At 64.1% G+C, this 23207-nt stretch carries 23 protein-coding genes; 11 read left to right on the plus strand and 12 right to left on the minus strand.

The window, feature by feature from the left end; genetic code table 11:
• Nucleotides 1-89: 89 nt before the first annotated feature.
• From aroC to fabI, 3 genes are all read right to left on the minus strand, one after another.
• Nucleotides 90-1178 carry a chorismate synthase gene (aroC, locus tag ABID58_RS36320; RefSeq protein ID WP_354037649.1) on the minus strand — a complete coding sequence of 363 codons (1089 nt, stop codon included), beginning with the start codon at nucleotides 1176-1178 and terminating at the stop codon, nucleotides 90-92.
• A gap of 183 nt (nucleotides 1179-1361) precedes the next feature.
• Nucleotides 1362-1961, minus strand: coding sequence for a histidine phosphatase family protein (locus tag ABID58_RS36325; RefSeq protein ID WP_354037650.1), 600 nt, complete (start codon nucleotides 1959-1961; stop codon nucleotides 1362-1364).
• Nucleotides 1962-1973: 12 nt separating this feature from the next.
• Nucleotides 1974-2783 (minus strand): enoyl-ACP reductase FabI, encoded by an 810-nt coding sequence (gene fabI, locus ABID58_RS36330; RefSeq protein ID WP_148752589.1) that lies wholly within the window; start codon nucleotides 2781-2783, stop codon nucleotides 1974-1976.
• Nucleotides 2784-2954: 171 nt separating this feature from the next.
• Between fabI and ABID58_RS36335 the strand changes: the two genes are divergently transcribed.
• Both ABID58_RS36335 and ABID58_RS36340 read left to right on the plus strand, forming a co-directional pair.
• Nucleotides 2955-3443, plus strand: coding sequence for a sigma-70 family RNA polymerase sigma factor (locus ABID58_RS36335; protein WP_128953175.1), 489 nt, complete (start codon nucleotides 2955-2957; stop codon nucleotides 3441-3443).
• Nucleotides 3444-3549: 106 nt separating this feature from the next.
• On the plus strand, nucleotides 3550-4323 hold the full coding sequence (locus tag ABID58_RS36340) for an anti-sigma factor family protein (protein WP_354037651.1): 774 nt from the start codon (nucleotides 3550-3552) through the stop codon (nucleotides 4321-4323).
• 355 nt (nucleotides 4324-4678) lie between these two features.
• Here ABID58_RS36340 and ABID58_RS36345 read toward each other — a convergent pair whose 3' ends face one another.
• On the minus strand, nucleotides 4679-5644 hold the full coding sequence (locus tag ABID58_RS36345; protein ID WP_354037652.1) for a DnaJ C-terminal domain-containing protein: 966 nt from the start codon (nucleotides 5642-5644) through the stop codon (nucleotides 4679-4681).
• A 168-nt stretch (nucleotides 5645-5812) separates the two neighbouring features.
• A complete protein-coding gene (locus tag ABID58_RS36350) occupies nucleotides 5813-6220 on the minus strand; it encodes an RT0821/Lpp0805 family surface protein (protein WP_187434996.1) in 408 nt (135 codons plus the stop codon).
• A 113-nt stretch (nucleotides 6221-6333) separates the two neighbouring features.
• Here ABID58_RS36350 and pdxH point away from each other — a divergent pair, with 113 nt between their 5' ends.
• Genes pdxH through ABID58_RS36365 form a run of 3 tightly spaced genes read left to right on the plus strand, consistent with a single transcriptional unit; the run spans nucleotide 6334 to nucleotide 8561 of the window.
• Nucleotides 6334-6975, plus strand: coding sequence for a pyridoxamine 5'-phosphate oxidase (gene pdxH, locus ABID58_RS36355; RefSeq protein ID WP_148752593.1), 642 nt, complete (start codon nucleotides 6334-6336; stop codon nucleotides 6973-6975).
• A 50-nt stretch (nucleotides 6976-7025) separates the two neighbouring features.
• On the plus strand, nucleotides 7026-7778 hold the full coding sequence (locus tag ABID58_RS36360) for an SDR family NAD(P)-dependent oxidoreductase (RefSeq protein ID WP_148752594.1): 753 nt from the start codon (nucleotides 7026-7028) through the stop codon (nucleotides 7776-7778).
• Nucleotides 7779-7790: 12 nt separating this feature from the next.
• A complete protein-coding gene (locus tag ABID58_RS36365; protein ID WP_354037653.1) occupies nucleotides 7791-8561 on the plus strand; it encodes a class I SAM-dependent methyltransferase in 771 nt (256 codons plus the stop codon).
• 83 nt (nucleotides 8562-8644) lie between these two features.
• On the opposite strand, the gene ABID58_RS36370 is transcribed toward ABID58_RS36365, so the two are convergent.
• Complete coding sequence (locus tag ABID58_RS36370) at nucleotides 8645-8866, minus strand: hypothetical protein (RefSeq protein WP_354037654.1); 222 nt, start codon at nucleotides 8864-8866, stop codon at nucleotides 8645-8647.
• Between the two features lie 206 nt (nucleotides 8867-9072).
• Complete coding sequence (locus ABID58_RS36375) at nucleotides 9073-10050, minus strand: magnesium transporter CorA family protein (RefSeq protein ID WP_148752597.1); 978 nt, start codon at nucleotides 10048-10050, stop codon at nucleotides 9073-9075.
• Nucleotides 10051-10384: 334 nt separating this feature from the next.
• Here ABID58_RS36375 and ABID58_RS36380 point away from each other — a divergent pair, with 334 nt between their 5' ends.
• On the plus strand, nucleotides 10385-11065 hold the full coding sequence (locus tag ABID58_RS36380; RefSeq protein WP_148752598.1) for a L,D-transpeptidase: 681 nt from the start codon (nucleotides 10385-10387) through the stop codon (nucleotides 11063-11065).
• Between the two features lie 41 nt (nucleotides 11066-11106).
• On the opposite strand, the gene ABID58_RS36385 is transcribed toward ABID58_RS36380, so the two are convergent.
• The gene (locus ABID58_RS36385) at nucleotides 11107-12192 is read right to left on the minus strand and encodes an extensin family protein (protein ID WP_354037655.1); all 1086 of its coding nucleotides are present in this window, start codon (nucleotides 12190-12192) and stop codon (nucleotides 11107-11109) included.
• Between the two features lie 65 nt (nucleotides 12193-12257).
• On the opposite strand from ABID58_RS36385, the gene ABID58_RS36390 reads away from it, so the two are divergent.
• Both ABID58_RS36390 and ABID58_RS36395 read left to right on the plus strand, forming a co-directional pair.
• A complete protein-coding gene (locus ABID58_RS36390; RefSeq protein WP_148752600.1) occupies nucleotides 12258-13886 on the plus strand; it encodes a fatty-acid--CoA ligase in 1629 nt (542 codons plus the stop codon).
• 203 nt (nucleotides 13887-14089) lie between these two features.
• The gene (locus ABID58_RS36395; protein ID WP_354037656.1) at nucleotides 14090-14944 is read left to right on the plus strand and encodes a DUF1499 domain-containing protein; all 855 of its coding nucleotides are present in this window, start codon (nucleotides 14090-14092) and stop codon (nucleotides 14942-14944) included.
• Nucleotides 14945-15018: 74 nt separating this feature from the next.
• Here the strand turns inward: ABID58_RS36395 and ABID58_RS36400 are convergent, their stop codons facing one another.
• The 4 genes from ABID58_RS36400 to ABID58_RS36415 form a co-directional block, all read right to left on the minus strand.
• The gene (locus ABID58_RS36400) at nucleotides 15019-15936 is read right to left on the minus strand and encodes an MBL fold metallo-hydrolase (RefSeq protein WP_354037657.1); all 918 of its coding nucleotides are present in this window, start codon (nucleotides 15934-15936) and stop codon (nucleotides 15019-15021) included.
• Nucleotides 15937-16101: 165 nt separating this feature from the next.
• On the minus strand, nucleotides 16102-17316 hold the full coding sequence (locus tag ABID58_RS36405) for an acyl-CoA dehydrogenase (RefSeq protein WP_148752603.1): 1215 nt from the start codon (nucleotides 17314-17316) through the stop codon (nucleotides 16102-16104).
• 139 nt (nucleotides 17317-17455) lie between these two features.
• Nucleotides 17456-18532 carry a 3,4-dihydroxy-2-butanone-4-phosphate synthase gene (gene ribB / locus ABID58_RS36410; RefSeq protein WP_148752604.1) on the minus strand — a complete coding sequence of 359 codons (1077 nt, stop codon included), beginning with the start codon at nucleotides 18530-18532 and terminating at the stop codon, nucleotides 17456-17458.
• Nucleotides 18533-18713: 181 nt separating this feature from the next.
• On the minus strand, nucleotides 18714-20444 hold the full coding sequence (locus ABID58_RS36415; RefSeq protein WP_354037658.1) for a cation:proton antiporter: 1731 nt from the start codon (nucleotides 20442-20444) through the stop codon (nucleotides 18714-18716).
• A gap of 67 nt (nucleotides 20445-20511) precedes the next feature.
• Between ABID58_RS36415 and ABID58_RS36420 the strand changes: the two genes are divergently transcribed.
• The 3 genes from ABID58_RS36420 to ABID58_RS36430 all read left to right on the plus strand — a co-directional run bounded on the left by ABID58_RS36420 (nucleotide 20512) and on the right by ABID58_RS36430 (nucleotide 22913).
• Nucleotides 20512-21039 (plus strand): DUF3124 domain-containing protein, encoded by a 528-nt coding sequence (locus ABID58_RS36420; RefSeq protein WP_354037659.1) that lies wholly within the window; start codon nucleotides 20512-20514, stop codon nucleotides 21037-21039.
• A gap of 251 nt (nucleotides 21040-21290) precedes the next feature.
• Nucleotides 21291-22523: an aminotransferase-like domain-containing protein gene (locus tag ABID58_RS36425; protein ID WP_354037660.1), complete on the plus strand. Its 1233-nt coding sequence runs from the start codon at nucleotides 21291-21293 to the stop codon at nucleotides 22521-22523.
• Nucleotides 22524-22694: 171 nt separating this feature from the next.
• Nucleotides 22695-22913 (plus strand): hypothetical protein, encoded by a 219-nt coding sequence (locus tag ABID58_RS36430; RefSeq protein WP_354037661.1) that lies wholly within the window; start codon nucleotides 22695-22697, stop codon nucleotides 22911-22913.
• Nucleotides 22914-23207 lie beyond the last annotated feature (294 nt).

Genomic DNA, 23207 nt, shown 5'->3' on the forward strand with positions numbered 1-23207 from the left:
CCCGCCGGCCTCCCGTCCCGGCGGGTAGCTTGAATCACCAAAACGCTGATTTGTGAATCCCCAACGATTCAGTCAGATGGGCTAACGCTCTAGCGCCCAACCTGCCCGCGGTCGCGGAGGAAATGATCGGCCAGCACGCAGGCCATCATCGCTTCGCCAACGGGGACGGCGCGAATGCCGACGCAGGGGTCGTGGCGGCCCTTGGTCATGATCTCGGTGTCGGCGCCCTGCCGATCGACAGTGAGACGCGGCTGCAGGATCGACGAGGTCGGCTTCACCGCAAAGCGCACCACGATCGGCTGTCCGGTGGAGATGCCGCCCAGAACGCCGCCGGCGTGATTGGACAAAAAGCGCGTGCCATCATTGCCGGTGCGCATCTCATCGGCGTTCTCTTCGCCGGTGAGCTCGGCCGCGCCAAAGCCGGCGCCGATCTCGACGCCCTTCACGGCGTTGATGGTCATCATCGCACCCGCCAGATCAGAGTCGAGTTTTGCGTAGATCGGGGCACCAAGGCCGGGCGGCACGCCTTCGGCGACGATCTCGAGCACGGCACCGATCGAGGAGCCGCTCTTGCGGATGCCGTCGAGATAGGTCTCGAAGAACGCTGCCTTGTCCTTGTCCGGACAGAAGAACGGATTTTTGGCGATCTCGTCCCAGTCCCACTTGTCGCGGTCGATCTTGTGCGGGCCCATCTGCACCAGCGCGCCACGCACCTTGATGTCAGGCAGCACTTTTCGCGCGATCGCACCGGCGGCGACGCGCGTCGCCGTCTCTCGCGCCGAGGAGCGCCCGCCGCCGCGATAGTCGCGCAGGCCGTACTTCGCCTCGTAGGTGAAGTCGGCATGGCCGGGACGAAACTTGTCCTTGATTTCCGAGTAGTCCTTCGAGCGCTGGTCGGTGTTCTCGATCAGAAGCCCGATCGGCGTGCCCGTCGTCACCTGCACTCCGGTCTCCGGATGCGCCATCACGCCGGACAGGATCTTGACCTGGTCCGGCTCCTGGCGCTGGGTGGTGAAGCGCGACTGGCCGGGCTTGCGGCGGTCGAGGTCGCCCTGGATGTCGGCTTCGGTGAGCGGGATCATCGGCGGGCAGCCGTCGACCACGCAGCCAATTGCCACCCCATGGCTCTCGCCAAAGGTGGTGACGCGGAACATGTGGCCGAAGGTGTTGAAGGACATCGCTGCTCGCTGGCTGGTAAGTCAGTGCTGACTTAGCTCGCCCTGAAATATGGGTCAAATATACCGACGGCCGTCATGGCCGGGCTTGTCCCGGCCATCCACGTTCTTGGTCACAACGAGAAAGTCCGTGGATGCCCGGGACAGGCCCGGGCATGACGGCGGAGGGCGGGGCGACGAGCCGGGCTAACTATACTTGTCCAGCCGGCCATCGCGGAACACGTAGACGGCGCCCTGCTCGATATAGAGCTCGGCGGCGCTGGCCGGCGTCTCCAGGCCGAGCGAAACCATCAGGGCCCGGCAGGTGCCGCCGTGGGCGACCGCGACGGTGTCGGTCCGGAGCTCGTCGTACCAGGCGCGCACGCGGACCTGCACATCGGCGTAGGTCTCCCCGCCCGCGGGCCCCACGGTCCATTTGTCGGCGAGGCGCCTGGCATAGATGTCGGGATCGGTCGCCTCGCTCTCCGCCAGCGTCAGCCCTTCCCAGACGCCGTAGCCGATCTCGCGCAGGCGATCGTCCAGCGCGTAGTCGGCAGGCGGCAATTCGAGCTTGCCGCGCATGAGTTCCATGGTCATGCGCGAACGCCCGAGCGGGCTCGACACGTAGGGCAACGCGGCCTTGTCGCGGCCGTCGCGCTTGAAGAGATCGGCGAGAATGCCGCCGGCTTGCACGGCCTGATCGCGCCCGCGCGCGTTCAGCGGAATGTCCTTGATGCCCTGGAGCCTGCCGAGCGCATTCCACTCGGTCTCGCCGTGGCGAAGGTAATAGATCGTGGGCACGGGCATTGCTGGTCGTGGTCAGTCCTTCGGCGCATCGGGTCGCATCATGCCCAGCACGTTGTAGCCGGAATCGACATGGTGGACTTCGCCGGTAACGCCGCGCGACATGTCCGACAGGAAATACACTGCGCTGTCGCCGACCTCCTCGATCGTCACGTTCCGCCGCAGCGGCGCGTTGACCTCGTTATATTTCAAGAGCAGGCGTGAATCGGCGATGCCGGCGAATGCCAGCGTCTTGATCGGGCCGGCCGAGATCGCGTTGACGCGGATCGCCTTCTCGCCGAGATCGGCCGCAAGATAGCGCACGCTGGCTTCGAGCGCGGCCTTTGCCACGCCCATCACGTTGTAGCGCGGCATCCACTTCTCGGCACCGTAATAAGAGAGCGTGACGATCGAGCCGCCGTCGGTCATCAGCTTCTCGGCGCGCTGCGCGAGCGCGGTGAGCGAGTAGCAGGAGATCAGCATCGACTTGGAGAAGTTTTCCGGCGTGGTGTCGACATAGCGGCCGTCGAGCTGTTCGCCATAGGCGATCGCGTGCACGACGAAGTCGATCTTGCCCCATTTTTCCTTGAGGGCATCGAAGGCAGCATCGATGGTCGCGGCATCGGTGACGTCGCAATGGCCGAGCACGAGCGCGCCGAGTTCGGCGGCGAGCGGCTCGACGCGCTTTTTCAGCGCATCGCCCTGATAGGTGAGTGCGATGTCGGCGCCGGCCGCTTGGCATGCCTTGGCGATGCCCCAGGCGATCGAGCGGTTGTTGGCAACGCCGAGGATCACCCCGCGCTTGCCTTGCATCAGTCCTTGCATCAGTCCTGAATTCTGCGCCATTTGCTAACGTCCTGTAGCTCTCGTTAGCGTCTGGAGGTACACCAGCCCTCCCCTGCGGTACAGTCCTAATACGCGGCGTTAACGCTGTTTCGAGCGCCGGAATAGCCGTTCCGTTCGGGTGTTATGATCGTTGAGGCGCTCGCGCCTGATGTGAAGGACGTCTAGACGGCAATGAGTGCGTTTCGCCAGAGCGTGGAAGCCATGATCCCGGCGTTGCGCCGCTACGCCCGCGCGCTCACGCGCGATGCGGATGCGGCCGACGATCTGGTGCAGGATACGCTGGTGCGTGCGTTGCGTTCGGAGCGATTGTTTCTCGGAGGCGACGTCAGGAGCTGGCTCTACACGATCCTGACCAACCTCAACAAGAACCGGCGGCGCTCGCTGGCAAGGCGGCCGCAATTCATGCAGCTGACGGAGAACAACCCGGATGCCAGCGGGACGGAGGCGGAAGGACGTGACATCGAACGTGCACTCTCGACGTTGGTCGAGGAGCAACGCTCGGTGCTGCTCCTGGTAATGCTGGAGGGCATGAGCTACCGCGAGGTCGCCGACATCCAGGGCGTGCCGATCGGCACCGTCATGTCCCGCCTGGCCCGCGCCCGCGCACACGTTAAAGCGTCGCTGGAGGGCGAGCGCCCGGCGCTCAGGCGGGTGAAATGATGGCAGGATTGATGCATCGCGCATACCACGTCCGCTGCACGGAGAGAGAAGCAGCGCAGTTGAACCGCGTCAGATATTTTGGGCCGCAGAGCCAGAGACGACCGATATGAACGACCGCAATATTCCCGTAACCGAAGACGAGCTACACGCCTTTGTCGATGGCGAGTTGCCGACCGAGCGCCGCGCCGACGTCGAGGCCTGGCTTGCCGCACATCCTGAGGATGCCGAGCGGGTGCAATCCTGGCGCGCCATGGCCGAGATGCTGCATGCCCGCTACGACAACGTCGCCCGGGAGCCGGTGCCGGTCCGGCTGGAGCTCGAGCGGCTGGAGCGCCGTCCACGGCAATGGCTCTACGGCGCGGTCGCCGCCACGCTGGTTGCCTTCATCGCCGGCGGCGCGGCCGGCTGGGTGGCGCATGGCGCCGCCAACGCGCCCTCGACCTTCCAGAGCTTTACGGCGGATGCGCTCGATGCCCACCGCCTTTATGTCGTCGAGGTCCGCCATCCCGTCGAGGTCGGCGGCAACGAGCGCGACCACCTCCAGGCCTGGCTGACCCGGCGCTGCGGCTGGACCGTGTTCGCCCCCAATCTGGAGGGGAGCGGGCTGAAGCTCGTCGGCGGCCGGCTGCTGCCGGGGCCGAACGGGCCGGCGTCCTTCCTGATGTATGAGGGCGCCTCGGGCGAGCGCTACACGATCTACACCGCCAAGACCGAGAGCGGCGCAACGCAGATGCGTTACGCCAAGGCGGACAAGGATGGCGCGCTGTTCTGGGCCGAGCGCGGCGTCGGCTACGTCGTCAGCGGCGGCGGCGCCGACCGCGATCGCCTGACCAAGGTGGCGCAGGCGGTGTACGACCAAGCCGAGAAAACCGGCGGCTGAACAACCCGCCATATCTCAAGCTTCGCTTGGGCGTCCTTCAAACCGCGCCGTGCCTCGATTCCGTCATTGAAAATTTCGAATCAAGACATGTGTGCGTCTCATTATCGCACCGGGTGTTCACGCGAATATGAGCAGCGTTCGATCCGCCGATCGACGCGGGCGGCCTCGATTGGGGTTTTTGGTACCGCGCTGGTCCCCCTCTCGAGGCCGCACCTTTTTATCGGCTGCCCCGCCGGACATCCGACACGTCGAGCATACGAGCCGAGAAGCGCTACCGCGCCTCAGGCGTATGATGAGCATCATCTGCTGGAAGATGCGCTAGACCGTAGGAGAACCCCTCCGGTTGGATCTCGCCCTAACCAAGCCCGCTACGTGGATTGTAGGGGTGTTGGTCCCGCCACTTCTCCATCAATGCTTCAAGCTCGGCGTCGTTCCCGTCCGGTAGCATAATCCTGATGGTAACGAAGAGATCCCCGGTTCCGCCAGATTTCGGCAGGCCCTTACCTTTGAGTCGGAAGGTCCGGCCGCTGGAGGTGTTTTTCGGGACCGACAGTTCCACGGCATTGCCGAGTGTGGGCACGCGGACCTTACCGCCGAGCACAGCTTCGTAGAGCGTGACCGGCAGGTCGATCCTGAGGTCGGCACCCTCGATCTTGAAGAACGGGTGCGGGGCGATGCTGATGGTGATCAGGAGATCGCCGGGCGGATGGCCTTGGGCGGTCTCGCCCTGGCCGCGCAGCCGGATCTGCTGACCCTCGACGACGCCCGCCGGAATCTTGACGTTGAGTTCCTTGCCATTCGGCAGCCGGACGCGCTTCTCGCCACCCTTGACCGATTCTTCCAGCGAGACGGACATGGCGACGTTGACGTCGAGATCGAGCCCGATCCCGCCGGTGTCGAATTCGAACTGGGCACCGCCGCCGGCCCCAGGGCGCGCACCGCGCATCCCGCCGCCGAACATGCTGTTGAGGATGTCCTCGAACGCGCCCGCGCCTTGGCCGGGGCCTGCCCCGCCGCCACGGAAATTGTAGCTCTCGAACCCGCCGGGACCCGCGCGACCGCGCGGTCCGCCGCCGCCCGGAAAGCCCTGGAAGCGCGGTTTGCCCTCGGCATCGATCTCGCCGCGGTCGAACTGCTTGCGCTTGTCCTCGTCGCCGATGATCTCGTTGGCCGAATTGATCTCGGAGAAGCGCTCGGCGGCCTTGGGATCATCCTTGTTGCTGTCGGGATGATGCTTCTTGGCCAGCTTGCGATAGGCGCTCTTGATCGCGGCAGCGCTAGCGCTCCGCGGCACCCCCAAGACCTCATAGGGGTCGCGCATCCGTCACGTCTCCTCTTGGGAATACGAAATGTCGAAAGGGGCTGCCCGCCCCCATCTGAGCCACATGTGGGGGCGAGTGGCATTTTTGCAACTAGTCAGTCGAGCCGAATCTCTAAGTCTGGAGCACGATCTTATCGGAAAGCCGGCCTCCACTTTTCCGGATCATGCTCAGCTCCGCCACGGCTTTAGCGTATGAATCTCCCAACGGCCACGGCTGCTTTGGCAGCCGGCACCCTGGAGCCAGCTTTCGGTCGTCCCGTTGACGTAGCTCGCCAGGAAATCGCGGCACTTGCGGCCGTCCTCGGCGGCGTAGGATTGCGCGATCGGCGTCACCGAGCCGCGCGCGCCGGTTTCAGGATTCTCCCAGTGCTGGGATGCATCCTTGTCGCCCTTGCTCAACACGTCGGAGGCTGCATTGCGGGCGAAGGCGAGATCGGTCTCGGTCGGAGGGGCGTCCTTGGCCGGCCGTGCGATCGAGCCGGTGAGGTCGTTGTCGTCGGCCTTGGCGTAGGCATTGGTGTCAGTTCGGGGCAGACTGCAGCCGCCGGCGCCGAGCCCGATCAAAATCATCGTCATGGCAAGGCCCGACGGCCGCATCGCCGATAGGCCAACGCGTCCCCATGCCCTATATAGGGCAGTAGCAGACAACAGCGCGCTTTGGGCCGCGGGACGCAATTCGGACTCCAGACATGACCGACACGACCTCGATGAAACACCAGACACCCTTAACATCCGGTGATTTCACCGCCGCCGACGAGCCTTTTGCGCTGTTCGAGGCCTGGCTGAACGAGGCGATCAAGAGCGAGCCGAACGATCCGAACGCCATGGCGCTCGCAACCGTCGATCCCGACGGCCTGCCCGACGTGCGCATGGTGCTGATGAAGGGCTTCGATACCGAAGGTTTTGTCTTCTACAGTCACATCGCAAGCCAAAAAGGCCGCGAACTCGCCGCAAATCCTAAGGCGGCTTTACTTTTTCACTGGAAGTCGCTGCGCCGTCAGGTCCGCATCCGCGGCAACGTGACGCCGGTGACCGATGCCGAGGCCGACGCCTATTTCGCGACGCGACCGAAGCAGGCGCAGATCGGCGCCTGGGCCAGCAAGCAGTCGCAAGAGCTGGAGAGCCGCTTCGCCTTCGAGCGGGCCATCGCCACGGTCGCCGCCAAGCATGTCATCGGCGAAGTGCCGCGGCCACCGGGTTGGAGCGGCTGGCGCGTCACGCCGGTGCGCATCGAGTTCTGGCACGATCGCCCATTCCGTCTGCATGACCGCATCGAATTTCGCCGTGACGTGGCCGGCCAGAAGTGGTCCAAGACGCGGATGTATCCTTGAGCCTTGTCTCGAATCTTGTCTCGAATCTTGGGCCGACCTGAAAGATGTCCATGCCGCATTCGTCCAATGCGCCGCGCCGCACGCTACTTCTGACCGGAGCTAGCCGCGGTATCGGCCACGCCACCGTGATCCGCTTCTCGTCGGCGGGATGGCGCGTCATCACCTGCTCGCGGCATCCCTTCCCCGAAGATTGCCCGTGGGATGCGGGCCCCGAGGACCACATCCAGGTCGATCTCGGCAATCCCCAGGACACCACGCGCGCGATCTCCGACATCCGCGACCGCCTCGAGGGCGGCATGCTGCACGCGCTGGTCAACAACGCCGCGATCTCGCCGAAAGGTCCAGGCGGCTCCAGGCTCGGTTCGGTCGACACCGACCTCGACACCTGGACGCACGTCTTCCACGTCAACTTCTTCGCGCCGATCATGATCGCGCGGGGCTTGATCGACGAATTGAAGGCGGCCAAGGGCTCGGTCGTGAACGTCACCTCGATCGCGGGCTCGCGCGTGCATCCCTTCGCAGGCGCGGCGTACGCGACCTCGAAGGCTGCGCTCGCATCCCTGACGCGCGAGATGGCCTCGGACTTCGGCCGCGTCGGCGTGCGCGTCAACGCGATCGCGCCGGGCGAGATCGACACCTCGATCCTGTCGCCGGGCACCGAGAAGATCGTCGAGCAGCAGATTCCGATGCATCGCCTCGGCACACCGGACGAGGTCGCCAAGATCATCTACGTGCTGTGCACGGAGACCAGTTCTTACGTCAACGGCGCCGAGATCCACATCAACGGCGGCCAGCACGTCTAGGTCAGGTAACGCATGGGCCGGTTTGCGAGCACGGCGCCAACTTACGAGCACTTGCGGCCGCCCTACCCGGGCGCGTTCTTTCGCAGCGTCGCGCAGAAGCTCGGCCTCTCCGAACGATGCGCCTTGATCGATCTGGGTACCGGCCCCGGGTTGCTCGCGCTGGGCTTCGCACCCTATGTCGGCCGTATCGTCGGCGTCGACCCTGAAATCGCGATGCTCGAGGCTGCGCGACAAGCGGCGGCGCGCGCAGGGCAAGAGCTCACGCTGATCGCAGGCAAGGCCGAGACGCTCGCCTCCGAGATCGGCACGTTCGACATCGTCACGATCGGCCGTGCGCTACATTGGATGGATCGCGACGCGACGCTCGCGCGGCTGGATGGACTGGTCGCGCGCGACGGCGCGATCGTGATCTGCGCCTCGTTCTCGGTCACCGACGGCCGCAACCCATGGCTTGATGGCTACAACGAGATTCGCCGCCGCTGGTCACCCGCGAATCTCTGGGAGGCAGCCGGCCGGGGCACGCGGACCCATCGCGACCTTCCCGCGTTCTTCCGCGGCAGCGCCTTTGCACCCACCGAGCTCGTCACGGTCGAGACCCGCCACATCGTCAGCATGCAGGACCTGGCACAACGCACCCTCACCTATTCGTCGTCCTCTCCGGAAGCGTTGGGCGACAACGTCGAAGCGATGTTGCACGACGTCGAGAGCGATCTGGCATCGTTCAGCCGCGACGGCGCGATCGCCGAGACCATCGTCTCGACGGCGCAAATCGTGAAGCGCTAGATAATTTGCCGCGAAAGGCGGGAAGCCAGGCGATCCAGACAACGCCGCCGCAAGACTGGATCGCCCGCCCTTCCTTCCACTCCTCAATCCAGGCGAATCCGACGCGACCGTTCGCGCAGCCGCGGAGCGGCGGCTGCGTTGAATGCAGTCGAGCAATCGTCATCGTTCTCGCCATCGAGCAGCGGAGCACCACAGTGCCGGCACATGCGTGCCGACAACGACGGCGCCTTGCCGCTCGCCACGGCCTGACGATAGCTCGTCAGGTTGATGACGTTGCGGGGCGTCGTTATCTGTTTTTCAACCATGGCTGTTCCTCGCGGCTAACCCGTTGCTTATCGCAGACAAGTTTCGCGCAAACGTTCAGCCCACTGCTCAAATTTTACCGGAGGAATTGGGGCACAGCACACGCATCACCGCATAGCCGCAATGACGCTCTATTCTGCGACACCATCAGCCCTGTCTCTACGACCGGCGTAAGGTCTCGGTCACTATTTTCGGAGCGCAGGCCGGCTCAGAGCCACTTCTTCCACTTGAAGATCCAGTACGGAACGATCGCTGCGAACAGCATCAGCACCAGCGCAAACGGATAGCCGTGCGTCCATTCGAGTTCCGGCATCGACTTGAAGTTCATGCCGTAGATCGAGGCGATCAGCGTCGGCGGCATCAGGACAACGGCCATGACCGAAAACAGCTTGATGATGTTGTTCTGCTCGAGATTGACGACACCGAGCATGGCGTCGAGCACGAAGGTGATCTTGCTGGAAAGATAGGAGGCGTGGTCGGTCAACGAGACGACGTCGCGCTGCATGGTCTTGAGCTGCTCGCGCATGTCCTTTGACCATTTCACGCCCTCCACCACCGCGGACAGGAACGTGACGACGCGGCCGATCGATACCAGGCTCTCGCGAACCTTGGAGGTCAAATCGCCTTTGCGGCCGATCGAGATCAGGATCTGCGAATATTGCTTGGCGTGGCCGTGACGCTCGCTCTCGGGCTCGAAGATGTCGTGCGAGACCTGGTCGATCTCGGCGCCGCAGCGTTCCAGAATGTCGGCGCAGCGGTCGATGACGGCATCCAGCAGTTCCATCAGCACCATCTCGCCGGTGATCCCCGGGGTGCAGGACCGCGCCAGCTTGGCCTCGACAAGGGCGAATGGCTTGGGCTGATCGTAGCGCACCGTGACCAGGCGATGGTCGCCGAGGATGAAGGTCACTGCCGTGGTCCGGGGCATGTCGGTATCGGAGTGGCACATCAGCGTCGCGGTCATGTAGCGGGCGCTGTTCTCGATATAGAGGCGGCTGGAGATCTCGATCTCCTGCATGTCCTCCCGGGTGGGGATCGCGATCCCGGACAGCTTCTCGACGGCCTTGTCCTCGGCTGCGGTCGGATTGACCAGATCGATCCACACCGCGTGCTCCGGTACCGCCGCGAGGTCATCGACAACGGCCTTCTTCAGGGAGGAGTCGGTCGGAACGAACACAGAAAACATCAACAACTCCAGCGAAGCCTGCGACAGATTGACAGCGCTTAGCGCGATTCTGACAAGTTCATGATGACAAGCACATTAACGGAGCGTTTGCATTTGTGGCGCCGACGCGGCTCGACCGTGGCATGGAATCGACAATTCGGCATTTCCTGCCCAAAAACCGGCCCAAGGGCGCAAAACTTGCGGCAAAAAAGCCACAGGTTGGGTCTCGCAGCGCGGGAAAAGCCCCTAAACGCTGGAATTGTGGCAGATTTCAACGATAATGAAATCAACGGAGTCGAAGGCCTTGGGTACTACGCTCAGGACCTGCGCGGTATTGTTCGATTGGAACCAAACCATGTCGTCGCTGAGAGTTATGTTGGGAATTTTGGCTGCCGGCTTCATGCTATCGGGCTGCATGCAGGCCACGCATTTCGAAGCCACCAACACGCAGAATTTCAAGCCGAAGGACAAGGAACTCCTCGCCAAGATCCGGTACGAGAATACGCCGGTGGCAGAGCCGTTCCGTCGCGCCATCGTCGACTATCACCGCAAGGAGTCGCCGGGCTCGATCGTGGTCGATTCCGACAACCATTACCTCTATTACGTGATGGATGGCGGCAAGGCGATCCGCTACGGCATCACCGTCGGCGAAGAGGCCATGGCTTGGTCCGGCATCGCCAAGGTCGGCAGCATGACGGAATGGCCGGCCTGGCACCCGACGCCCGGCGAGATCTCGCGCCTTGGCGTACCGACCTTCGTCGCTCCGGGCCCGGACAATCCGATGGGCTCGCGCGCCATGTACCTCTACTCGGGTGGCAAGGACACGCTGTTCCGCATTCACGGCACCAACCAGCCTGAATATATCGGCGCTTCGATCTCGTCGGGCTGTATCCGCCTGACCAACGAGGACGCAATCGACCTCTACAGCCGCGTCAAGATCGGCACCATCGTCGTGGTGCTCGAGCCGAAGCACGGCGACTCGCCGTACAACTCGCGGCTCGCGCTCCAGGGCGGCGGTTATCAGACCAGCAACTAATTGATCTCCGCGTGATCTGAAGGTTTTGAAAAGCGCCAGTTTTACCGGCGCTTTTTCGTTGCCGGCTTGCTCTTGCCGGAGCCGGCTGCCGGCTTGTCCGGCGGCGCGGCAGGTTTCGCGCTCTCCTGATCGTCAGCCTCATCCTTCGCTCCGTCCTTTGCACCATCCTTGGTGGCTGCGACCTCGCGGGGCGGCGCCTCCTCTGGACGCTCGGCGGGCAGCTGGGGCGCGACCTGGGGCAAGGGGTCCCAGACGTTCCACTGGCAGATTCGGTAGTCGTTGCGCCGCTGCGTGAGATCGAGGTGGATGTGGTCCTCGTGGTACCAGTCCGAGCCCGGGCCGAGCACCGTGGAAAAGCGCGAGCAGACCGAATGCAGCACGCGCTCGCGCACGTCGCGCGACAGCGCGCGGTCGGTCAGGCCGATCGACTGGCCGTTGGCAAGCTTGAGCGAGCGCACGTCGAGCGCGTTGGCCTTGCCGTGCTCGGACAGCATAGCGCCGACGATGCGGTTGCGACCGCGGCACTCAAAACTGTCGAAATTGTCGAGGTCGGTGATGGTCGAGCCGAGGCTCGCGGCCAGCGGCACCATGTCGGCGCGGACCCAATCGGCGATCGCTGATGCCATGGTGCAGCGGAGGATTGCCGCCGGCTTGACCGCGACCTTGCGCCTGTCCGGCAGCACGATCGCTTCCAGCCGCACCAGATCCTCGCCGCCGCAGGCGCCGGGGCCATGGATATCGGGAATGGACGGCGCGACCGCGATCTCCTCGGTCAGCGCAATACGGCAGGCCGAGAGCTGCTTCTCGGGTGGCGGCGCGGCCTCGGCCGGTTTGGTGGGTTTATCCGGGGAAGGCTTGCCGTCGGCCTCCGGCGCGGCCTCGTCCGTCGCTTTGGGTGCCTCCGCGGGACGAGGCTTTGGTAGCGGTATCTTGGCGGAATGGACGCTCCGGCGCGGCCGAGGTGTACCAAAACCAAAGATATCGAGCGGCGCAGCATAGTTTCGCGCCTCTGCCCGATCCGCGAGCACAAGCGTTAGCCCGAGCGCGGCGGTAACCATTGCCGCGCGGGCGGACATATTGCCGCGACAAGACCATTTGCGGCGAAAGTCCGGCAGGCTAAAACTCATGACAATTCTTTGGCCCTGCGCTGAGAGCGAAAACGCGCCCAGCGACTTCTCGGAGGAACGCCTGAATGCTCGGCTTGATGCAAGATTGGCCCCTGCTCTGCCACCGGATCATCGAACACGCCGCCAGGATTCATGGCAAGCAGGAGGTCGTAACGCGATCGGTCGAGGGACCGATCCATCGCACCACCTACGCCGAAATCCACAAACGCGCGCTCAAGGTCTCGCAGGTGCTGGAGCGCGACGGCATCAAGCTCGGCGACCGCGTCGCCACGATCGCCTGGAACACCTGGCGCCACCTCGAGGTCTGGTACGGCATCATGGGCATCGGCGCCATCTGCCATACCGTCAATCCCCGGCTTTTCCCCGAGCAGATCGCCTGGATCATCAACCATGCGCAGGATCGCATCGTGATGGTCGACCTCACCTTTGTGCCGGTCGTCGAGAAGCTCGCCGACAAGCTGCCGAGCGTCGAGCGCTACGTTATCCTCACCGACAAGGCGCATATGCCGCAGACCACGTTGAAGAACGTCGTGGCCTACGAGGACTGGATCGCCGAGGCCGACGGCAAATTCAAATGGAAGGACTTTGACGAGAACACGGCGGCCGCAATGTGTTACACGTCTGGCACGACCGGCGATCCGAAGGGCGTGCTGTATTCGCATCGCTCCAACGTGCTGCACGCGCTGATGGCCAACAATGTCGACGCGCTCGGCACCAGTGCCTCTGAGACGATGCTGCCGGTGGTTCCGCTGTTCCATGCCAACAGCTGGGGCATCGCCTTCTCCGCGCCCTCGCAGGGCACCAAGCTGGTGATGCCCGGGCCCAAGCTCGACGGCGCCTCGGTCTACGAGCTGCTCTCCACCGAGAAGGTGACGCACACCGCCGGCGTGCCGACGGTGTGGCTGATGCTGCTCCAGCACATGACCGCCAATAATCTGAAGCTGCCGGACCTGAAGATGGTGATCTGCGGCGGCTCGGCGATGCCGCGCTCGATGATCAAGGCCTTCCTCGACATGGGCTCGAACGTCCGTCACGCCTGGGGCATGACCGAGATGAGCCCGATCGGCAGCGTCTCGGCGCTGAAGCCACCGTTCCACAACGCGATCGGCGATGCGCGGCTCGACGTGCTTCAGATGCAGGGCTATGCGCCCTTCGCGGTCGAAATGAAGATCACCGATGATGCCGGCAAGGAACTGCCCTGGGACGGCAAGACCTTTGGCCGCCTCAAAGTCTCGGGCCCGGCGGTGGCCAAGGCCTACTTCCGTCTCGATGCCAACATCCTCGACGAGGAAGGCTTCTTCGATACCGGCGACGTCGCGACCATCGACGAGGGCGGCTATATGCGGATCACCGACCGTTCCAAGGACGTGATCAAGTCCGGCGGCGAGTGGATCTCCTCGATCGACCTCGAGAACCTCGCGGTCGGCCACCCGGCCGTGGCGGAGGCTGCGGTGATCGGCGTCTTCCACCCCAAATGGGACGAGCGGCCGCTGCTGATCGTGCAGCTCAAGCAGGGCCAGCAGGCCACGCGTGACGACATCCTGAAGTACATGGACGGCAAGATCGCCAAATGGTGGATGCCGGACGACGTCGCGTTCGTCGACGGCATCCCGCATACCGCGACCGGCAAGATCCTGAAGACCGCGCTGCGCGACCAGTTCAAGGACTATCGCTTCCCGAACGCGGCGGCGTAAATCGCGATCACCGTCATGCCCGGGCTTTTCCCCGGGCGTCGACGTCCAGGCGGCAAGAAAGGCGTGGATGGTCGGGTCAAGCCCGGGCACGACCATGCAAGAGCCTGCGGAACTCTTGAATTTGCCACCGGGCCGTGGTCTCAACGGCTCGACGTCGCGCCAAATCGGCCGGCAAGCCCCAAGACCCCGGCAGAGCTCACCCAATGGCCCGCAGGTTTTCCGCTCCCTATCAGTCGGAGCCCGTGTCCAGCCTCGCGAGCTGGGCGCGCAATCTGGCCGTGTTCGCGGTGGTGACGGTGGTGGTGTCGACCATCATCGTCCGTTTCGACTTCCTGGAGATGAAGCCGGCGCTGGCCACGTTCTTCGGCGGCCTCGCGATTGCCGGGCTTTCCATCCTGTTCGGCCTCGCCGGCTTTGCCGCGATCTGGCAGAACGGCTCGCGCGGCATGGCGCGCATCCTGCTCGCCTTCCTGATCGACGGGGCGATCCTCGCCTATCCCGCGTATCAGGCTCTGCTGTACCGCAAGCTGCCGCCGATCCACGACATCACCACCGACCCGATCGACCCGCCGCGCTTCGACGCGCTGTCGCGCCTGCGCACCGGCGATGGCACCAACACCGCCGTTTATGCCGGTCTCTATTCGGCCGAGCAGCAGCGCCAGTTCTATCCCGACATCGAGCCGATCGAGCTCGAGATCCCGGTTGACCGCGCCTATGCGATCGCGCGCCAGCTCGTCATCAAGCGCAAATGGACCGTTATCGACGAACGCGAGCCGCAGCCGCCGCGCCGCATGGGCCGCATCGAGGCGGTGGCACGCACGCCGATCATGGGCTTTCGCGAGGACGTCTCGATCAGGGTCGTGCCTGACGGCGACGATTCACGCGTCGACATCCGCTCCGCCTCGCGCTATTTCGAGAGCGATCTCGGCAGCAACGCCGCGCGCGTGACGAAATTCATCGACGACCTCAACACCGCAGCCGAAGCCGACGCGCTGAAGCCGGTGAAGAAGACCCCGGTCGTGCCGCCGAAGGCGCCCGCAAAGACGGTGAAGAAGTGAGATCGGCGAATGGGGAGTAGCGAATAGCGAATGGGACGGCTGCCTATTCGCTATTCGCTATTCGCTATTCGCCCTTAGGCCATCCGATACGTCCCGCCGATCACGGGATCGCCGTCCGTCGCGACAATGCCGCGTGCGACGAGGTCCTCCAGATGCGCCAGCACGGAATAGCCGGCGGCCGCCGTCAGCCGCGGATCGATGCCGATATAGATCGCGCGCACCATGGTCGGGATATCCGTCTCGCCCTTGGCGAGGCGGTGCAGGATCGAGGCCTCGCGCGCCTTGCGGTGGCGGATCAGGAAACGCACGTAGCGCTGGCCCTCCGGGATCTCCGGGCCGTGGCCGGAGAAATACAGATCCTCCGCGCGCGCAGCGAGCCGGTCGAGCGACGCCATGTAGTCGATCATCGAGCCGTCGGGCGGCGCCACGATCGAGGTCGACCAGCCCATGACGTGATCGCCGACGAAGTTGAACTTTCGCTCGGGCCAGGCGAAGGCGAGATGGTTGGCAGTATGGCCGGGCGTCGCCACGGCCTCGAGCCGCCAGCCGGCGCCTTCGACGACGTCACCATGGGCGATCCTGATATCGGGGACGAAGTCGCGATCGGAGCCGGATTCCGGATTGTGCTTCTCGCTCTCGAAGCGCGGGCGCGAGGCGCGGTGCGGGCCCTCGGCATAAACCGGCGCCCCGGTTGCCTGCTTGACGCGCGGTGTATTGGGCGAGTGGTCGCGGTGGGTGTGGGTGACGAAGATATGGCTCACCGTCTCGCCGCGCACGGCGTCGAGCAGCGCAGCCGCATGAGCCTCATCGTCGGGACCGGGATCAATGATCGCGACGTTGCCGGTGCCTACGATGTAGCTGACGGTACCGGTGAAGGTGAACGGGCTCGGATTGTTACAGAGCACCCGCCGCACGCCGGGGCGGACTTCCTCGACGACACCGGCTTTAAGCGGAAAGTTGCGGTTGAACGGAACATCGTCGTTGTCGGACATGGCACTTCCTGTACGTACCCCCATACTCTCGTCATACCCCGCGAAAGCGGGGTATCCAGTACGCCGCGGCGCCCGAGGCGAAGGCGAGGTCCCTGGGATACTGGATCGTCCGCTTTCGCGGACGATGACAGCGGAGCAAGGCAACCACCACGGAATACAGGGCGCTCAGAAAAACGCCTGAATGCCCGTGATCGCGCGGCCCAGGATCAGGGCGTGCACGTCGTGGGTGCCCTCGTAGGTGTTGACCGTCTCGAGGTTATGGACATGACGCATCACGTGGTATTCGGCCGAGATACCGTTGCCGCCGTGCATGTCGCGGGCGACGCGAGCGATGTCGAGAGCTTTGCCGCAATTGTTGCGCTTCATGATCGAGATCATCTCGGGCGCGAACTTGCCCTCGTCCATCAGGCGACCGACTCGCAACGAGCCCTGGAGGCCGAGCGCGATCTCGGTTTCCATGTCGGCGAGCTTCTTCTGCACCAGCTGGGTCGCGGCGAGCGGCTTGCCGAACTGCTTGCGGTCGAGCGTGTACTGGCGGGCGCGATGCATGCAGTCCTCCGCGGCGCCGAGCGCGCCCCAGGAGATGCCGTAGCGGGCGCGGTTGAGGCAGCCGAACGGACCCTTCAGGCCGGAGACGTTGGGCAGCAGCGCGCTTTCCGGCACCACGACGCCGTCCATCACGACCTCGCCGGTGATGGAAGCGCGCAAGCTGAGCTTGCTTCCGATCTTCGGCGCAGAGAGGCCCTTCATGCCCTTCTCCAGCACGAAGCCACGGATTTGGTTGTCGTGCTCGGCCGATTTGGCCCAGATCACGAACACGTCGGCGATCGGCGCGTTCGAAATCCACATCTTGCTGCCGGTCAGGCGATAGCCGTCGGAGACCTTCTCGGCGCGGGTCTTCATGCCGCCGGGGTCGGAGCCGGCATCGGGCTCGGTCAGGCCGAAGCAGCCGACCCACTCGCCGCTGGCGAGCTTCGGCAGGTACTTCTTGCGCTGGTTCTCGTCGCCATAGGCGTAGATCGGGTACATCACCAGGGAGGACTGCACCGAATTCATCGAACGATAGCCGGAATCGACCCGCTCGATCTCGCGCGCGACGAGGCCATAAGCCACGTAGCTCGCGTTGGCGCAGCCATATTCCTCCGGCAGCGTGATGCCGATCAGGCCGAGCTCGCCCATCTCGTTGAATATCTCGCGGTCGGTCGTCTCTTCGAGATAGGCCTTGGTGATGCGCGGCAGCAGCTTGTCCTGGGCGTAGGCGCGGGCGGTGTCACGCACCATGCGCTCGTCTTCGGTCAGCTGCTCATCGAGCAGGAACGGATCGTCCCACTGGAAGGAAGCCGCAGCCGGCTTGTCCTTGGTCTGAGGGCGCACGCTCATGAAACGTCCTTTCGGTCTGGTTCCGTCTAAAAATTGCCGGACAAACTAGTGCGCCGCGGCAACAAGTGCAATTGCGTTGCAGAAATACGGGTCTGCGTGAATCCCGGGGATGCGTGTCGCGGCTGTCGGAATGACAGCGCTAGCTTTCAAGCTGCTCGTTGGCGACGATCTCGATGCCGAAGCCCGAGAGGCCCTTGTAGTCATGCACCGACGAGGTGAGATGACGGATCGAGGTGACGCCGAGATCGCGCAGGATCTGCGCTCCGACGCCGACTTCGCGCCACTGGCGGTTGCGATCGGCCTCAGTCGCGCTCTCATCGGGTAGCGGGGCCACTGGGACGCCGGCCGCGCCATCGCGCAGATAAACCAGCACGCCGCGGCCGGACTTCTTGAAGTGCTCGAGCACGGCCGCCATGCGCTTGTGGCCGGTAAAGGTGTCCTTGACGATGTTCGGCTTGTGAAAGCGCGTCAGCACGTTCTTGCCATCGCCGACGCCATTGTAGACGAAGGCGACATGGGCGATGGAATCGAACGGCGAGCGGTAGGCATAGCCCTGGAGCGGCCCAATCGGGCTTTCGGTGGTGAAGGTCGAGACCCGTTCGATCAGCTTTTCGCGCGCCTGGCGATAGGCGATCATGTCGGCAATGGTGACGTGCTTGAGCTTATGCTTAGCGGCGAACTGGGCGACCTGTTCGCCCTTCATCACGCTGCCGTCGTCGTTCATCAATTCGCTGATGACGCCGACCGGCGGCAGGCCCGAGAGCTTGCAGAGATCGACCGCGGCCTCGGTATGGCCGGAGCGCAGCAGCACGCCACCATCCTTGGCGATCAGCGGGAAGATGTGGCCCGGACGGGCGAAGTCGTTGGCTCCGGCATTGGGATTGGACAGCGCACGACAGCAAGAGGCGCGCTCCTCGGCCGAGATGCCGGTGCCGCCGTCGGGCTTGTAGTCGATCGAGACCGTGAAGGCTGTGGTGTGGGCGGAATCGTTGTGGGCCACCATCGGATCGAGCCGCAGCCGCCGCGCGTCCTCGGTGGTGATCGGCGCGCAGACGATGCCGGAGGTGTGGCGGATGATGAAGGCCATCTTTTCCGCTGTGCAGAACGAGGCGGCGACGATCAGATCGCCCTCGCCCTCACGATCCTCGTCGTCGGTCACGACGACGAGCTCGCCCCGGGCAAAGGCCTGCAAAACTTCCTGAACGGTATCGGGCATGTCCCAATCTCTATCGGTTATGGGCCGGAGGCTTAGCCGGACGCCTTAGCTGGACTTGGGCCCCAGCGCTAGTGTCCCGGACGCAACCGCATATGTCCGGAGGCCAGCCTGCTAACGAGGCTTGCACCGAAGATACCAGGGATATAGGCGCCGGCAGCCCGGGCGGAAGGCGGCCAGGCTGTCAGGGTAGCACTTCGCGCCGCTCGCCGAGCCGAGCATCGAGCTCTGCGCGCTTGTCGGCCAACAGGCCGGCCTGGGCCGCCTCGATCACCGTAAACAATTCATGAGCGTCGCTGAGCCGGGTCACGGTGACATAGCTGGCGCCAGCCGCATAGAGCTCGCCGACGTCGGACAGGAGATCGGCGGTGGCGACGATCAGGGCCTTGGGGTTGAGGGTACGGACATGGCGAACCAGCTTCTCGTTGCTGGCGCCCTTCAGCAGCGCGTCCGGCACGCTGAGGATAATCATCTCGGACTTGCCGATCCCGGCATGGAGCAGCGTGTCGGCGCTGCTGATGTCGCCATAGATCACGTGCAGGCCGCGTGAAAGCAGGGTCTGGTACACATTGGGGTTGAAGTCGATCACCGTGATCTGCTCCAGCAGCACCGGCGCCTGCCGTTCGATCTCGGCCAGCAGGGCGCTCGCGCTGCGGAAAAAGCCGAGAATGACGATGCGGCGCGCCTCGCCGTGGCCGCCTTCGCCCGCCTCCTCGGCGTGGCCGTTGCCGTGGTCGAGGTCGCGCAAGCCGATCCGCTTGAGCGGGCCGATGGCCCAGCGGGTGATCTCGTCGCTGCGGGTCATGACGAAGGTCGAGAGCACGGCCAGCACCACGAAGGCGAACGAGGCCGCATTCGCCGTCTCGGCTGCGATGTGATTGTCGCCGACGCCAGTCTGGATCACCACCAGCGAGAACTCGGAGATCTGCGCCAGATTGATCGCGGGCAGCAGGCTCGCGCGCAGACCCTGCTTCAGCAGATAGAGCGGCGTGAAGGTGGTGACGAGGCGGCTCACCACCGTGAACGCGGCAATCATCAAGGCCAGCCCGATCACCGAGAGGCCGGGCACGGGAATGGTCATGCCCAGCGCCACGAAGAACAGCGTGATGAAGAAGTCGCGGAGCGTCGTGACCTTGGCCGTGACGTCGAGCGCGTAAGGAAAGGTCGAGAGCGAGACGCCGGCGATCAGCGCGCCCATCTCGCGCGAAAGCGAGAGCTGCTCGGCGGTCTCGGCGACGAGGAAGCACCAGGCCAGCGCCCCGAGCAGGATCAGCTCGGGCCGGCGGGCGATCTGGTGGAACAGCCGCGGCAGCACATAGCGGCTGACCAGCAGCGCGGCCGTGACCAGCACTGCGACGCGACCGATCGACAGCAGGATGACGCCGACTTGCAGGTTTGCGAGACTCGGCTGCACCGCCAGGAACAGGATGGCAAAGATGTCCTGAAGCACCAGCACGCCAAGCGTGATGCGACCGGGCAAGGTGTCGAGCTCCCGCTTCTCGTAGAGCACCTTGACGATGATGACGGTTGAGGAGAGCGCGCAGGCAATGCAGAGATAGAGCGCGTCGAAATGGCCGCCGCCGAGCGAGAGCCCGATGCCGGCAAAGAACAGGATGCCGAGCAGGCAGCCGCCGATCAGCTGGCCGCCGGCCGCGAACAGGATCACCTTGCCCGCCCGCACGATCTTCTTCAGGTCGATCTCGAGCCCGATCATGAACAGCATGAAGATCAGGCCGAGCTCGGAGATGACGCTGATCGATTCCTGCGACTTGACCCAGCCGGCACCGAATGGACCTATGCAGAAGCCGGCGATAAGGTAAGCCAGGATCAGCGGTTGCCGGGAAAAATGGGCGAGCAGGCCCAGCATCCAGGCAAACAGAATACAGAGAGTGATGTCGCGAATGAGCTCGTGCATGCCAGATCGGTCCGTTTTGCCGCACCCTAGAGACCGGCTGCAGCGCGGCAAGCGAGCAATTCGTCACATGCGGGCCGGCCTTGCCACTGCAATGCTGCTATGCCCCCTCGCCTTCGCCGAGCCGGCGGCCGCGCAGCCCAAAGTGAACTTCGAACAGGCCTTCGCCGATTCGTTCACGGCGCTGCCAAAGGAGGAGCTCGCGGTCTCCGGCGGCTTCTACGTGCCGGCCTATTCCAGCGTGGCGATGAGCCAGGGCAAGCTGCGGGTCGATTTTTCGGTGACGCTGAGCGTCCACAACGCCTCCGAGACGCAAGCGCTGGTGGTCCGGCGCATCGCCTATTTCGACACCGCAGGAAAACAGGTCGAGAGCTATCTGAAGGCGCCGGTCGCCGTGAAGCCGCTCGCCACCGTCTCGATCTTCATTCCGACCGACGATGTGCGCGGCGGGACCGGGGCCAATTTCATCGTCGACTGGGCCGCCACGGGCGAGATCACCGAACCGGTGGTCGAGGCGTTGATGGTTGGCGGCGTCGCCAATGCGCATTACGCTTTCATCAGTCAGGGTCGCCCGACCAGGCCGGCCGGCAAGAAGTGAAGCTCGCATCGAGGGCGGCTACGGCCGCCGCTTCGAGTGAGTGCTGCAGATCGAAAAGTTCGAAAACAACCCCAGCACAGTAGCCGGATCTGCAAAATCAGTGGCTTATTGGTCCCGCGCGACACGGATACGGATTTTACGAATTTTATTTGACGCGTCGGGCAAAACACTGGCATGATGACATCATCGAAATCGCGGCGCCCGGTCGGCACCAGGCCGGCCGCTCAATAAAAATAACGAGGAACGCTCCCATGACGTCCAGCTTCGATTTCGCGCCCCTGTTTCCCGCAGGGCTGCCGGCCCCCGCTGCGCGCTGGACCGGCCTTGCCAGATACAGCTTTGTCGGCGGCAATAACGATTCCGAGCAGCTGCCGCTCGACGATCTGATCGAGGCTGCCAATCAATCCTTGAAACGCGAGGGCCGCTCGCTCGCCACCTACGGGCTGGCCCACGGCCCGCAGGGCTATTTGCCGCTGCGCGAATTCCTGGTGACAAAGCTGAAGCGCGATGCCGGCATCAGCTGCACGGTCGACGATCTCCTGATCGTCTCCGGTTCGCTCCAGGCGCTCGACCTCGTCAACAATACGCTGCTGACGCGCGGCGACACCGTGATCGTCGAACAGGAGAGCTATCAGGGTGCGCTGAACCGCCTGACGCGGCTGGGCGTCAACACCATCGGCATTCCGCTCGACGACGACGGCATGCGCATGGACGCCCTGGCCTCGACGCTGGCCGACCTGAAGAGCCGCGGCATCCGGCCGAAATACATCTACACCATTCCGACCGTGCAGAATCCGACCGGCAGCATCATGCCGGAGACACGCCGCCTCGAGTTGCTGCGGTTGTCGACCGAATATGGCGTGCCTGTCTTCGAGGACGATTGCTATGCCGACCTGGTCTGGTCCGGGCAGCGACCGCCCGCGATCCACGCCTTGAGCAAAAATGGCGGCGTGATCCATATCGGCTCGTTCTCGAAGTCGATCGCGCCGGCATTGCGCGTCGGCTTCATTGTGGCGCCCTGGGATGTGATGTCGCGGATGCTGGCGCTGAAGACCGACGCCGGCTCCGGCGCGCTGGAGCAGATGGTGCTCGCCACCTATTGCAAGCCGCATTTCGCCAGCCACGTGCCGGCGCTGGCGAAAGTGCTGCGCACCAAGCTCGACACGCTGATGGAAGCTCTCAACGAGCAGTTCGGGACTGCGGCCGAATTCGAGGCGCCCAAGGGCGGCATCTTCCTCTGGGTGAAGCTGCCCGACCAGGTCGATGCGCTCAAGCTCTATCAGGCTGCGCTTGCCGCCGGTGTCTCGATCAATCCGGGGCCGGAATGGTCGACCAACAAGAGCCACTCAGGCTCACGCCTGCGGCTGTGCTTTGCGAGCCCTTCGCATCAGCAGATCCGCGACGGCGTCGCCGTGCTGGCCGAAGTCTGCCGCAAGGAGTTTGGCGTGCCGGCCCGCAGCGCCAATGTGGAGAAACGCGCCTAGAAGATTCTCTCGGGCCGCCAGGCAAGACTGGCGCGCCGACGCCTCCACAACAGCGCTGCGATTAACGATCGTTCTCATCCTGAATATCCATTCAGAAATCTCTTCACGTTGCTCCGGAACGTTCCGCACGTATGCGCCGTTCTCAATTGCATTACGTTGGAGGAGGACATCATGAAGAAGCTTGGTTATGTCGTTGCCGCTCTGGGCGCGCTCGTCGTTGCGGCGCCGACGCTGGCAAGTGCGGAGACCGTGATCGTCAAGCACGGTCATCACGGCCCTTACGGCTCCCGCGCTGAATTCCGCGAGCATCGCGACTATGGCTGGCATCGTGGCTGGCACCATCACGACCGTGTCGTCGTGGTCAAGCGCGGTCACCGCCACTGGGACTAATGCGCAACGCAATATTGAAATGGCCCCTAGCGGGGCCATTTCTTTGCGTTCCTTTTTCCTTCTCCCCTTGTGGGAGAAGGTGGCGCGAAGCGCCGGATGAGGGGTATCTCTCGGCGAATTCAAACTGATGTGCACGCGGATAGAGACCCCTTCCCTTACCCGTCTCGCCGCTCCGCGCCGTGTCCACCCTCTCCCACAAGGGGCTATGGGATTCCCGGATTTTGTTCTTGGTTAGCAAGAGCATATCCCTCGAGCGTAGCAGCGAGACGGTTCCAGCCGTCTCGCATGGTCTTT

Source organism: Bradyrhizobium sp. S3.2.6, from assembly GCF_040546885.1.
Taxonomy (GTDB): Bacteria; Pseudomonadota; Alphaproteobacteria; order Rhizobiales; family Xanthobacteraceae; genus Bradyrhizobium; species Bradyrhizobium cytisi.